General features: G+C 42.3%; 10 protein-coding genes and 1 pseudogene. 6 read left to right on the forward strand and 5 right to left on the reverse strand.

Going from position 1 to position 13,565, the window contains the following annotated elements; translation table 11 throughout:
- Positions 1 to 811 precede the first annotated feature (811 nt).
- On the reverse strand, positions 812 to 1,159 hold the full coding sequence (locus R0K30_RS19740) for a YflT domain-containing protein (RefSeq protein ID WP_410612411.1): 348 nt from the start codon (positions 1,157 to 1,159) through the stop codon (positions 812 to 814).
- Between the two features lie 221 nt (positions 1,160 to 1,380).
- Between R0K30_RS19740 and R0K30_RS19745 the strand changes: the two genes are divergently transcribed.
- Positions 1,381 to 1,758 (forward strand): YfmB family protein, encoded by a 378-nt coding sequence (locus R0K30_RS19745; protein WP_099727700.1) that lies wholly within the window; start codon positions 1,381 to 1,383, stop codon positions 1,756 to 1,758.
- Between the two features lie 121 nt (positions 1,759 to 1,879).
- Positions 1,880 to 2,884: an NADP-dependent oxidoreductase gene (locus R0K30_RS19750; RefSeq protein ID WP_099727701.1), complete on the forward strand. Its 1,005-nt coding sequence runs from the start codon at positions 1,880 to 1,882 to the stop codon at positions 2,882 to 2,884.
- Positions 2,885 to 2,920: 36 nt separating this feature from the next.
- Here the strand turns inward: R0K30_RS19750 and R0K30_RS19755 are convergent, their stop codons facing one another.
- Positions 2,921 to 4,063, reverse strand: a complete 1,143-nt coding sequence (locus tag R0K30_RS19755; RefSeq protein WP_099727314.1) for a DEAD/DEAH box helicase — start codon at positions 4,061 to 4,063, stop codon at positions 2,921 to 2,923.
- 152 nt (positions 4,064 to 4,215) lie between these two features.
- Here R0K30_RS19755 and R0K30_RS19760 point away from each other — a divergent pair, with 152 nt between their 5' ends.
- Entirely contained in the window at positions 4,216 to 5,769 is a 1,554-nt protein-coding gene (locus R0K30_RS19760; protein ID WP_099727316.1) for an ABC-F family ATP-binding cassette domain-containing protein, read from the forward strand.
- A gap of 47 nt (positions 5,770 to 5,816) precedes the next feature.
- On the opposite strand, the pseudogene R0K30_RS19765 reads toward R0K30_RS19760, so the two are convergent.
- Positions 5,817 to 7,006: pseudogene (locus R0K30_RS19765) on the reverse strand (MFS transporter).
- A 221-nt stretch (positions 7,007 to 7,227) separates the two neighbouring features.
- A complete protein-coding gene (locus tag R0K30_RS19770) occupies positions 7,228 to 7,653 on the reverse strand; it encodes a MerR family transcriptional regulator (protein ID WP_230031708.1) in 426 nt (141 codons plus the stop codon).
- Between the two features lie 143 nt (positions 7,654 to 7,796).
- Here R0K30_RS19770 and folE2 point away from each other — a divergent pair, with 143 nt between their 5' ends.
- Positions 7,797 to 8,693 (forward strand): GTP cyclohydrolase FolE2, encoded by an 897-nt coding sequence (gene folE2 / locus R0K30_RS19775; RefSeq protein WP_410612415.1) that lies wholly within the window; start codon positions 7,797 to 7,799, stop codon positions 8,691 to 8,693.
- A gap of 101 nt (positions 8,694 to 8,794) precedes the next feature.
- Here folE2 and R0K30_RS19780 read toward each other — a convergent pair whose 3' ends face one another.
- Positions 8,795 to 10,681, reverse strand: a complete 1,887-nt coding sequence (locus R0K30_RS19780) for an ABC-F family ATP-binding cassette domain-containing protein (RefSeq protein WP_410612417.1) — start codon at positions 10,679 to 10,681, stop codon at positions 8,795 to 8,797.
- Between the two features lie 134 nt (positions 10,682 to 10,815).
- On the opposite strand from R0K30_RS19780, the gene R0K30_RS19785 reads away from it, so the two are divergent.
- Both R0K30_RS19785 and bcaP read left to right on the forward strand, forming a co-directional pair.
- Positions 10,816 to 11,889 (forward strand): tetratricopeptide repeat-containing glycosyltransferase family 2 protein, encoded by a 1,074-nt coding sequence (locus tag R0K30_RS19785; protein ID WP_410612419.1) that lies wholly within the window; start codon positions 10,816 to 10,818, stop codon positions 11,887 to 11,889.
- Between the two features lie 181 nt (positions 11,890 to 12,070).
- On the forward strand, positions 12,071 to 13,462 hold the full coding sequence (gene bcaP / locus R0K30_RS19790; RefSeq protein WP_099727322.1) for a branched-chain amino acid transporter BcaP: 1,392 nt from the start codon (positions 12,071 to 12,073) through the stop codon (positions 13,460 to 13,462).
- Positions 13,463 to 13,565 lie beyond the last annotated feature (103 nt).

Consider the following 13,565-nt stretch of genomic DNA (forward strand, 5'->3'; position numbering starts at 1 on the left):
TACTTCTTGCAAATTGATCGTAGTAGAAAGTTCAAACTATTGTTTAAAACGACTATCATTCTTCCGTTTCTTCTTCAAGTAAAAAATCATTTTCTCTAGTCTAGTAGAACATGTATATCCCTCAGAATCACTTGTCCTTTGGTTGCATGCACCACCTTTCACTAGAATATGCTTCGAGTAAACCTACCAGATTTTTTAACAACTAATTCCATAACGACTGGATTAAGCCCAATATATTGTTTTTAGATTATTTTGTCAATAGATTATTTCCTAAATATTAGAATGAATTTTCTAATTGAAAATACAGGTATTTTTCGTGGTTTCTTGACCTTAAAACACTAATTTCTACACAAAAATACAATTTAAATCTATAGAACTAAGAAATTTATCTACTAAATTACACAAGATTTTTATTTCATTTTGAGACAAAAATGAAATATATCATAATTATTTCCCGAGTGGTTATTTGTGATATTTCGACTATTTTTTCTGTTTTTTGATGATTTTCTTTGGTATTTCTACATTTTCAATTAGATGATTTACTGTTTATTCCAATCCATTCAACTTTCTTATTACAGTAAAAAAGATGGATGTCTGATCTAAACATGAAGACATGAAAAAAAGCCCCTTACAAAAGTAAGAGGCTTAGCGTGTAGACAACTCTCGCATTCTTTGTCAGGTCTGCGCTCTGGTGCTCACGAATGTCAAATTCGCTTCGTTCCAGTGCTCGTCCTTCCTTGACTTCAAAAGAAGACAAAGGGCTAAAATAAAAATTTCAGCCCTTTGTCAAGAGGCTTTTTAAAGTTTGCGTTTAGGCCCAGGTTTTCACTTTTTCATGATCTGTTACAAATAGAAGGACTTTTCCCTCGTCTAAGTGTTGTTCAAATGTTTCAGCTTCTTCTTTAGTGAATCCAATCTCTTGAATTTTATTGCGGAGCTCATCGCCCTTTTTACTAAAGATATTCCCAACAGCATGTTTAAGTCCAACTTCTCTTGGACCTATCGTATTGGCATCTGCATGACTTGCAATACGCTCTGTTCGGTCATCGTCATGGGACAGAACATAAATGTCCTCTCTTGCAACACCGAGTTCTTTTAATTGCTCTACATCTCGTTGAAGTGTTTCATCATTTGAATACTCTCTTACAACAGGTTTCATTTTATATTCCTCCTTTAACGTCTTACGAATCTTTTACCCGTCACTTTTGTCATTAAACCTTCCACGAGCACATCCATTTTGCTGCATGTATTTACCGTGCCTATTGACTTATTTTTGACAAAAACCCTGTGAAAGTGACTAAATTTTCTGAAATATCGTGTTCATTCCTGTTGATTTGTTGTACAATTCTTATACTGGAGGCTAGAAATGAGGTAGAGCTGATGTATTATTTTTCAGTGGAGCAGCAGTTTAATGCTTGGGTTGTCAGTGATTTGGTGAAACAGCTTTTTCAAAAGTGGAATCCTGAAGAAGCAAAAGCAAAGTCGCTTACATTGTTTGCTGAACAGCACTTTCACATCTCCATTGATTATCTCTTTTCTATCATTATGAACATTGGAGATATCGAGTCGATTGATCAAGATCCACAAGACCTGTTGTCCTCATACTTGAATATCCTTTTTCCTTTTGTGACGCGCGATATGATAAAAGCCTCCATGCAAAATGCAAATGAATATTTGTTAAAAGAACGTGATGCGGACGTATATCAGCTGTTTGGTTGTCTCCCGCCGCTCTTCTCTGTCTCTTTTCAAAAAAAGTAGTCCCATTCTTTTGGATGGTGGCTGCTTTTTTGTATGTGTTTTGAAAAGACCGTATGTTTTGAATGAAAAGAAGCATCAAGTTAATGTAAAACTAGGATGCAAGTGAAAGGGAGGATTTGACATGAGTCAACAAAAGCAAATTCAATTAGCAAAACGTCCAAAAGGATTACCTACAAAAGATGTTTTTCGTTTTGAAACAGTTGATATACCCGTGCCGCAAGATGGCGAAGTCTTGATTCAAACGAAATATGTTTCTGTAGATCCTTATATGAGAGGACGAATGCAGGATACAAAATCCTATACACCTCCGTTCAAACTAAATGAAGTGATTCAAGGTGGTGTTGTCGGAGAAGTCGTCGAGTCAACATCTCCTCAATTTGAAAAAGGTGATTTTGTCCTTGGATTCCTCGGCTGGCAGGAATATTCGACTGCCAAAGCTGAGTCGCTGACAAAAATTGATCCATCCATTGCGCCATTATCCTATTACTTAGGGATTTTGGGCATGCCTGGGCAAACAGCCTATTTTGGACTTCTTTCAATTGGTCAGCCAAAAGAAGGCGAGACGGTTGTGATTTCAGGAGCCGCAGGTGCCGTTGGTTCCGTTGTCGGACAAATCGCTAAAATCAAGGGCGCACACGTCGTTGGAATTGCCGGATCTGATGATAAACTTGCTTATTTAAAAGAGCTGGGCTTTGATGAAACCATTAATTATAAAACAACAAATGATTTAGATGATGCTATTGCAAAAGCCTGTCCAAACGGTGTCGATGTGTATTTTGACAATGTAGGCGGTGAGATTTCTGACGCAGTGATGAATCATTTGAACCGTTTTGCACGCATTCCAGTGTGCGGGGCTATTTCTTCTTATAACATTAGCGCAAGCGAGGACATTGGACCGCGTGTGCAAACAAAGCTCATTAAAACAAGCGCATTGATGCAAGGGTTTATTGTTGCCAACTACGCAGATCGTTTTGAAGAGGCGGCAAAGGATCTTGCACAATGGGTGAAAGAAGATCAACTCACTTACAAAGAAACCATTACCGAAGGCTTTGACAACATTCCTGATGCATTCATTGGACTGTTCAAAGGCGAAAATGTCGGGAAACAGCTTGTCAAAATTTCATAACAAGAAAAGGACCCTGCCTTCTGGCGGGTCCTTTTTTTATGCCTGTTGAGGCGCAAGATGCAGCTGGCCTTGTTTATACACAATTTCCTCAAGCGAGATATTCAGCTTTTTCGCCATTTTTTTCAGCATCGCATGCTCTTGATGTGTGACAAGGCTGATGACAGCCCCTTCTTTGCCTGCACGGCCTGTTCTGCCTGAACGGTGGATATAGCCTTCTTCATTTGGCAGATCTGCATGAATCACGTACGGCAAATCATCAATATCAATGCCTCTTGCTGCAATATCTGTTGCTAAAAGAAGCGGGAATTCACGCTGTTCGAATGACTTCAAGATCACAGCACGTTCCGCTTTTTTCGCTTCACTATGAAGCACACCAAGGTCCACATGGTGATACGCTAATTTCTCTGCATAAATGCTTAAGTTCGTGATATCACGGACAAAGACGAGCGCGTGCATGTCCTCAAGCCGCGATAGCTTTTGCAGTAATTTCACTTTATCCCGCTGATCACATAACAGATAATAGTGACCTACCTTCTGCGCTTCTTCTTGGCTTCTGCCGATTTTCAACACCTCTGGTTCAGATGTCATTTCTTTGATTAGTTGAATCGTTTCCTCTTTCAAAGTCGCAGAAAAACAAAGGATTTGTCTTTCTTTTAATGTGGATTTAATGATCGCTTGGATCGTTTTCATATGCTCTGGCACAAGAAGCTGATCTGCTTCGTCTAATACGATCGTTTTGACTTCATGCATTTTCAGTTTCTTGATTTTGATTAATTCTTGTACACGGCCAGGTGTGGCCACAACGATGTTCGGGTGTTTCTTTAGCTTTTCCTGCTGCTTCTTGATGTTCGCTCCGCCAATCAAGGAGACAGCTTTGATGTCTGATCCTTGTTTGAACTCTTGCACGACATCAAAAATTTGCATCACAAGCTCTCTTGAAGGTGCCAAGATTAAGACTTGCGGGTGCTTGATATTCACATCAATTTTATTTAAGAGCGGCAGAACATACGCAAGTGTCTTCCCTGTTCCAGTTGGTGATTCTGCAATCACATCACGCTTCTTCGTAATCCACTCTGCTGTTTTTTCTTGTATAGCTGTTGGTTGCCCGAAGCCAGCCGCTTCAAAGTTCTCTTGAATAAATGGCTTTGCTTCTTTAAAAAATGCCCAAGTTTCCGTCATGTCGATCTCCTTTATCCTCATTCAATCTATCCTTAAGTATCTCAAAATCAGCTTTGAAACGCAATTTTTCTTTTGATGCTTTTATCGAGCCGGACAGTTCGATATAATCATGAGAGGCACTAGCCGTTTTGAATCTATTTGAGGTGTAAAAAATGATATTATCTGTTAAAGATTTAAGCCATGGCTTTGGTGACAGAGCCATTTTCCACGAAGTCTCCTTCCGTTTATTAAAAGGCGAGCATGTCGGCTTAATCGGCGCCAACGGTGAAGGAAAGTCAACGTTTATGAATATTATTACTGGTAAGCTAGAGCCAGATGCAGGAAAAGTCGAATGGGCTAAAAATGTCCGCGTCGGCTACCTTGATCAGCATACGGTACTAGAAAAGGGAAGAACCATTCGTGAGGTCCTTCAGGATGCCTTCCATTATTTATTTTCCATGGAAGCAGCAATGAATGACATTTATGGAAAAATGGGTGAAGCTGACCCTGATGAGCTAGAAAAGCTGCTAGAAGAAGTTGGCATCATTCAGGATGCACTGACAAACAATGATTTCTATATCATTGATTCCAAGGTAGAAGAAATTGCAAGAGGTCTTGGGTTAACGGATCTTGGGCTAGACCGTGATGTGACAGAGCTGAGCGGTGGTCAGCGTACGAAAGTGCTGCTTGCGAAATTGCTGTTAGAGAAGCCAGAAATTCTCCTTCTCGATGAGCCGACCAACTATTTGGATGAGCAGCATATTGAGTGGCTGAAGCGCTATTTACAGGAGTATGAAAATGCGTTTATCCTCATCTCACATGACATTCCGTTTTTAAACAGTGTCATTAACTTGATTTATCATGTCGAAAATCAAGAATTGACACGCTACGTCGGTGATTATGATCAATTCAAACAAGTGTACGAAGTCAAAAAGCAGCAGCTGGAAGCAGCCTATAAAAGGCAGCAGCAAGAAGTCGCTGAATTAAAGGATTTTGTCGCCAGAAACAAAGCACGTGTCAGCACAAGAAATATGGCCATGTCTCGTCAAAAGAAGCTGGATAAGATGGACATGATTGAATTGGCCGCAGAAAAGCCAAAACCAGAATTTCACTTTAAGCCTGCACGTACTTCCGGGAAATTGATTTTTGAAACGAAGGATTTAGTGATCGGTTATGAGGAGCCGCTCTCTCGCCCTTTGAATCTGAAAATGGAACGCGGGCAAAAAATTGCGTTATACGGCGCAAATGGAATCGGAAAAACGACGTTGCTGCGAAGTCTTCTAGGAGAGATCACGCCAATTTCTGGTGAGGTTGAACGCGGAGAATTCCTGCACATTGGCTACTTTGAGCAGGAAGTAAAAGAGCAAAACAGCAACACCTGTATTGAAGAGGTGTGGAGCACCTTCCCTTCTTACACACAATATGAAGTAAGAGCTGCCCTTGCCAAATGCGGATTAACGACAAAACATATTGAAAGCCGCGTGTCTGTTTTAAGCGGAGGAGAGAAAGCAAAGGTTCGTCTTTGCAAGCTGATCAACGAAGAAACCAATTTACTTGTTCTCGATGAGCCGACAAACCACTTGGATGTCGATGCCAAAGAAGAACTAAAACGCGCTTTAAAAGAATATAAAGGCAGCGTCTTATTGATTTCTCACGAACCTGAATTTTATCAAGATGTTGCAACCGAAACATGGAATTGCGAATCTTGGACGACAAAAGTATTATAACGACAAAAAATCCTTATATCTTATGCAGATATAAGGATTTTTTCTAATTAATGCCCTGCTTGAATATTCACCAAATGCTTTCGGCCAAGGAGCAGGATGATCATTCCTAGCAGAACAACAGCCGCCCCTACATAGTAAGGTGTGCTTGCTGTAAAGGCTTCAGCGAGTACTCCGGCAACCCAAGGAGCAATCGCACCACCAATAAATCGTACGGCACTGTATGAAGATGAAGCAATCGAACGCTCAACAGGTGCCGAGCCCATTACAGCCGTCGTGAGCACTGTATTGATCATGCCGAGAATTCCCCCAGCCATGACAATCCCGCAGATGACTACGACAACATGTGACGTCCATACCCCAATGCCGAATAAAATCACTGCAAACGAAGCAAACAGAACAACAAGGGCAGTCAATGTACCAAGTTTGCGATGAATGACCGGAGCTGAAAAGACAGATGTCACAGCCAAAAATAATCCCCATCCAAAAAAGACATAGCCAAGACCATGCTCATCAAGATGGAGCACAAATGGCGAATATGCTAGAAGAACAAAGAAGCCGAAATTATATAAAAAAGCAGCAGATGCCATCGTTAAAAGTCCTTTATATTTCAAAGCTCCGACAGCCTCGAATAATTTCACCTTTTTCTGAGGCTTCTGCATAGATGGAAGCATAAACGTAATGGCTAAAAAGCGACGAGCATTAACACCGCAACGCCAAAGAATGGGCCGCGCCAAGAGATGGTTCCAAGCTCACCGCCAAGGAGCGGTCCAACAGAAATCCCAAGACCTAGTGCGGCCTCATATAAAATAATGGCCTTCGCACTTCCCCCAACAGACACACCAACAATGACAGAGAGTGCAGTTGAAATGAATAAGGCATTCCCAATGCCCCATCCTCCTCTAAAGCCAATTAATTCGTTAATGGTTGAAGAGGTACCGCCTAAAGCAGAAAAGACAATAATAAAGATGAGTCCTACTAATAACGTCCATTTCGCACCAATACGACTAGAAATAAAGCCGGTAAAAAACATGACAAAGCCTGTCACAAGTAAGTAGCTCGTAAATAAAAGGGAGACCTGACTTGGAGATGCATCTAATTGTGATGCAATGGCTGGCAAAATCGGGTCTACGAGCCCAATTCCCATAAACGAAATCACACACGCAAAGGCTACAGCCCAAACGGCTTTCGGCTGCCTAAGCAGACTTGCGCGCTGTTTCAATACTTCTTCTTCCTTCATTCCATCAGAACCTTTCCTTCAAATGTTGACAAAATAAAATAAACACACAGAGGTGTTTATTTTAGCCCTTTGTCTTCTTTTCAGGGTGATAGAAAACCTTTGCAGTCTAGGAAGGACGAGTACCGGAGCGGAGCGAATTTAACATTCGTGAGCACCGGCACGCAGACCTGACACAGAATGCGAGGGTTTGTCTACACGCTGAAATAAACACACAGAGGTGTTTATTTTTGTAATTGCTCAATAGCATGAGCCGCTCTTTCTTTCATCGTTTCAAGATCCTTTTTAAAGGATTGAATGGTTTCAAGCTTTTTTGTAATCAATTGATGCTGTTCATGAAGCTGCGCCTCAATATCTAACAGCTTCTCTAATCGTTCCTGCGGATCAAGTGACAGCAAGTAACCTTCTTTATTCAGCTCTAGCTGCTTTCCTATTTCCATAAACGATTGAAGCTCTTGTAAAGAAAAGCCGAGTACCTCTTTTGCCTGCATTACTTTCTCTAGTTCTTCCATGTCGTCCTCTGAGTAAAGTCTGACACCGCCCTCTGTCCGCTTTGGTGCTGATAATAAACCAATCTCTTCATAAAAACGAATCGTCCGTTTTGTCAGACCGCTCCTTTTCGCCACTTGATCAATTTTCATCCATTCCATCGCCAGTGCCTCCTGCTCATCAATTCATGTTTTATTATACACCTTTATAACCTTAACGTAAACGTTATATTTTTCACCCTTGATTTCTTTTATCATTTGATGCAAAATAAACAGGAATTATTACGATTTATAGGAGGGACCTCATGCTATCTTTTCCACCCAAAAAAGAACGCCATCAGCTATTTGGATCTGTACCGCCAACCCTTGGAACGAAGCCTTGTCATAAAGAGGACATGATGGACATACAAAAAACCGAGCAGGACTTTTATTTTGATCTTGAACAAGTGGGCATCTGCCGCGTGTCCTATCCTGTACATATTTTGTCTGAAACGACACCACAGCATCAAACAACTTCTGCTGCCTTTGCACTGAGCACATATCTTCCAGCTCATCAAAAAGGTATTCATATGAGCCGTCTCACCGAACAGCTGCACTCGTTTTATGACAGCGGCAAACCGCTTGATGTGAATTCCTTAAAAGAACTGACGGCACAGCTTGCCAAGCAAATGAAGCAGCCATCTGCCGCGGTTCAAGTTTCCTTCCCTTGGTACATAGAAAAAAAGGGTCCGATCAGCGGAAAGACAGGTTTGATGCATGCGACTGTGCAATATGACGCCCATTTTCATGAAAAAAACGGATTTACCTGTAAAATTGGTTGCAACGCACAGGTCACAACCTTATGTCCTTGTTCAAAGGAAATCAGCGAATATGGCGCGCATAATCAGCGCGGCTCTGTTTCCATTCAAGTAGAGCTGTTTGAACAAGCATTGCTCCCTGACGACATGAAGGCAGTTCTTTTACACATTATTGAGTCCAATGCGAGCGCACCGCTTTATCCCGTGCTCAAAAGACCTGATGAAAAGAAAGTGACGGAAGAGGCATATGAAAATCCACGCTTTGTAGAGGATGTAGCGAGGTTAATTGCGGTCGAACTGTATGAAGAAAGCTGGATCAAAGGGTTCCAAGTCGAGTGCCGAAATGAGGAGTCCATTCACCAGCATGATGCCTATGCAAAATGCTCTTATCAAAAAAAACTGTAGAGTGACTCTACAGTTCAGGTGGTTGTCTAAGGGCTAATGATAGCCCTTAGTTTTATTTTCTACGTAATTAACGACTAGAATGCGAGGGTTTGTCAATACACTTAATTGCCTTCTAATTCCTCAATCATCAGCGACAGTTCTGTCCAGCGATCCATCGCTTGTTCTAATTCTTCAGCGACGGCTTTTTGTTCATCCATCAGCTCTTGGATTTTCCCAAAATCACTGCCAGCCTCAGCGATACTGGCTTCAAGCTGCTGGTGTTTTTCCTCTAATGCCTGTATCCGATCCTCAATCCCATCCCATTCAAGCTGATCTTTATAGGATAGTTTTTTTCTCTTTTTAGGTGCGGCTTCCACTTGTTTTTCAGCAGGCTTTGTCTCTGTTCGCTTCTCTGCTTTTTCCTGCTCCATGTAATCGCTGTAAGCTCCTTGGAAATGGGAGATCCGGCCATTTCCTTCAAAGACAAGCAGGCGATTGACGACTCGGTCTAGGAAATAGCGGTCATGCGACACCGTGATGACAACGCCAGGGAACTGTTCTAAATAATCCTCTAAGATGCTGAGCGTCTCTGTATCAAGGTCGTTCGTCGGCTCATCTAAAAAGAGAACATTCGGCTCTTCCATCAAGACTTTCAATAAATACAGCCTGCGGCGCTCTCCCCCTGACAGCTTGCGTATAAAAGTCCGCTGCATGGATCTTGGGAATAAGAACCGCTCTAGCATTTGCTCTGCTGTCACGATCGCGCCATCAGATGTCTTGACGATTTCTGCTGTTTCTTTGATGTAATCAATGATGGTCAGCTCTTCATTCATTTCTTTATGATCCTGCGTGTAATAGCCAATTCGAACCGTTTGTCCAATGACCAATTGTCCGGTAGTCGGTTCAATTTTGCCCGCTAAACAATTGAGTAAAGTGGTTTTACCCACCCCGTTCGGTCCGATCAATCCTATACGGTCGCCCGGCACGACTAAATCAGTAAACCGCTCCACAAGTGTCTGGCCAGCAAATGAAATCGACATGTCTTCTGCCTCAATGACCTGTTTTCCAAGGCGGTGGGAGCCGATAGCAAAATCAAGCTCACCTTTTGCATCGAGCCCTTTTTGATCCTTCAGCTCTTCTACTCTGCCAATGCGTGCTTTTTGCTTCGTCGTTCTTGCTTTTGCCCCTCTTCTGAGCCATGCAAGTTCTCGTCTAAGCAGGTTTTGACGTTTCGTTTCTTTTACCTGAGCTTCTGCTTCTCGTTCCGCTCTTTTTTCTAAAAAGACTTCATAATTTCCTTTATACGTATAGAGCTGCCCTTGATTTAATTCATAAATTCGATTGGCGACTCGATTTAAGAAATAACGATCATGCGTCACCAGAATGACAGCACCGCTGTATTGACTTAAGTATCCTTCGAGCCATTCAATTGTTGCATTATCTAGATGGTTGGTCGGCTCATCTAAAATCAGCAAACCCGCAGGCTGTATTAAATTTTTAGCAATCGCGACACGCTTTTTCTGGCCGCCTGATAATGCATGAACAAAGCGGCTCACATCTTTGACCCCAAGCTTTGTCAAAATCGTTTTTGTCGAAAGGTTCGCATCCCATGCGTCCTCCTGATCCATTTGATTTTGCATGCGCATCAGCGCTTCTTGTTTTGCCTCATTTTGGGGATCATGCTCTAAATCGGCTAGCGCCTGTTCATACGCCTTCATCGTTTGAATGATTGGTGCCGTTCCAGAAAATATATATTCGAGAATCGTTTCATTTCCGCTCATTTCAGGATCTTGCTCGAGAAATTCGATATCAAGTGTCCCTGCTTTCGTGATGTCACCCTCCTCAAACGATTCAAGTCCTGCAATCACCTTTAAGAGCGTTGACTTCCCTGTTCCATTTGGTCCAATTAACCCAATCCGTTCCTTTGGTTCTATATGAAAAGAAATATGATCAAACAGCGTTTTTTCGCCATAGGTTTTATATAATCCTTCAACATTCAATAAACTCATTTTTATCAGCCCTTACATAGATTCTTCCTTTATTTTAAATCAGCCAGTACAAGAAAACTAGTTTTAAAAAAACCCGCTGCTGAAAAGAATGTTTCCTTTCGATGCTCGATACACTATGAAGAGGTGATCTAAAGATGATAACCATTAGCTTATGTATGATTGTGAAAAATGAAGAGGAGGTTTTAGCGGACTGTCTTTCTTCTGTTCAAGACATTGTAGATGAAATGATCATCGTTGATACGGGATCATCAGACCGAACGAAAGAAATTGCTCACTCCTTTTCAGCACAGGTGCTGGATTTTGAATGGGTCCAGCACTTTGCAAAAGCACGCAATTTCGCTTTTTCACATGCAACAAAAGAGTATATCTTCTGGCTGGATGCTGACGATGTCCTGCTTGAAGAAGACCGAAAAAAACTTCTTCACCTCAAGCAGACACTTGATCCCGCGGTGGATGCCGTCTCTATGTTTTATCACGTTGGATTTGATGAGGACGGCCGGGTGAATTTTAAATATAGAAGAAACCGGCTCGTGAAGCGTGCCTTGAACTTTCAGTGGTACGGGGCCGTGCATGAGTTTCTCCAAGTGTGTGGCAACATCTTTCCGGCCGATATAGCCGTCACGCATCAAAAGCGGAAGAAAACAATCGCTGGTGAGCCTGGGCGCAACCTGCGAATTTATGAAGACATGCTTGCAAAAGGAGAGGATATGACGCCTCGTGATCTCTTTTACTTTGCCAATGAATTAAGAGATCACCAGCAGCATGTCAGGGCGATTCGTTTTTACCATGAATTTTTAGCAACAAAACAGTGCTGGATTGAGGATGAAATTCGCGCATGCCAATATTTAGCTGACTGCTATTATGCGGTAGGTTTCGAGGAAGCGGCCTTATCCTCATTATTACGCTCCTTCTTATATGATCAGCCCCGCCCAGAATTTTGCTGCCGGATCGGGGATCATTTAAAAACGCAAAATAAACATCAAGCCGCGATCTTTTGGTATGAGCAGGCGCTGAAGGCTCCTGAAAATGATACAGCCTTTACACTCACACAATATAAAACGTGGTACCCTCACCTCCAGCTTTGCTATTGTTATGATCAGCTCGGCGATTTCGATCAAGCCAAAAAACATCACCTTGCCTCCTCGGGACATTATCCGACCCATCCGAGTGTGATGTACAACGAAAAAATATTTACTGAACAGACATAGATCGTCTGTCACCACATCCGCCTGCCATATGCCGGCGGATGTCTCTTTTTTACACAATGTTTCGTTTGTGACGTTTAACACTTTAGTGATTTAAAGCGTTTTTCAACCAATTGACTAAATTGTCATTTACGCATATACTAACATTCGTCTTACGAATAGATTTATCCATTAGGAGGTCAACATGAGTTCTTTATTTCGAAAAAAGTCTCTCGACCAGCTCATGCTTGAAAGTCAAACAAAGCGGCTCAGTCGTTCTTTGAATACGTTTGATTTAATCTTGCTTGGCATCGGCTGTGTGGTCGGGACTGGAATCTTTGTCATTACGGGGGTTGCTGCTGCGAAAGATGCGGGACCTGCGATTATTATATCTTTTATCTTGGCTGCGATCGCATGCGCCCTTGCTGCTTTTTGCTACGCGGAATTCTCCTCGTCTATTCCTGTGTCAGGAAGCGTCTATACGTATTCTTACGCAACACTTGGTGAATTCCTCGCCTTCTTAATGGGCTGGGATCTCATGCTTGAGTATGTTGTCGCGCTCTCTGCTGTCGCAAGTGGATGGTCGTCCTATTTTCAATCACTGCTCAGTGGATTCGGTCTGCACATACCGAAGGCTTTATCGGCTGCCCCTGGAGCCGCTGATGGCGCCGTCTTTAACCTTCCAGGCGCGCTCATTATTTTACTCATTACCTTTATTGTCTCAAGAGGCGTAAAAGAAAGCACGAAGCTGAATAACATCATCGTGCTGATCAAAATCGCCATTGTCCTTCTATTTATCATTTCAGGCTTCGCTTACGTCAAACCGGAAAACTGGACACCCTTTATGCCAATGGGCTTTCATGGCGTGATCGCAGGGGCAGCAACTGTCTTTTTTGCTTACCTTGGATTTGATGCGATCGCCAATGCATCAGAAGAAGTCAAAAATCCACAAAAAGCGATGCCAATTGGAATCATCGGTGCACTTGGTGTTTGTACCATTTTATACATCGGCGTTTCATTTGTCTTAACAGGCATGGTTCACTATACGAAACTGAATGTCAGTGACCCTGTCGCTTTTGCTCTTCAAGTCGTTGGCCTTAATAGTGTGGCTGGTATCATATCCGCCGGTGCGATTATCGGGATTACGACGGTTTTAATCGCCTTGGTGTATGCGCAGGTTCGCCTAACCTTTGCGATGAGCCGCGATGGGCTTATGCCAAAGATTTTTTCAAAGGTTCATCCGAAATCGAAAACACCCGTTGCCAACACTTGGCTGACAGGAGCTGTGGCAGCTTGTATTGTAGGATTTGTAAACTTATCGACGCTCGCTAATTTAGTCAGCATCGGTACACTTGCAGCCTTTACCGTGATCTCTATTGCCGTCATCGTATTACGAAAGAAACATCCGAATATGAAGACAGCCTTTAAAGTACCATTTGTGCCTGTTCTTCCAATTATTAGTGCCATCATCTGTATGATATTGGCGGCAACACTTCAATGGACTACATGGCGAGCCTTCCTCATTTGGGTGGCCATTGGTGTCGTTGTCTATTTCACCTATGCAAGACGAAAAAGCCATCTCAATCAAACACATTAGAAAAGAGACACGGGGATTCCCGGTCTCTTCAGACCGTAGACAAACCCCACCTTTACTTGAAGTGAAAGTGGGGTTTTTACTTATTTTGATAAAATATATCAGT

This window comes from Bacillus sp. SIMBA_154, assembly GCF_046536015.1.
GTDB lineage: Bacteria > Bacillota > Bacilli > Bacillales > Bacillaceae > Bacillus > Bacillus pumilus_P.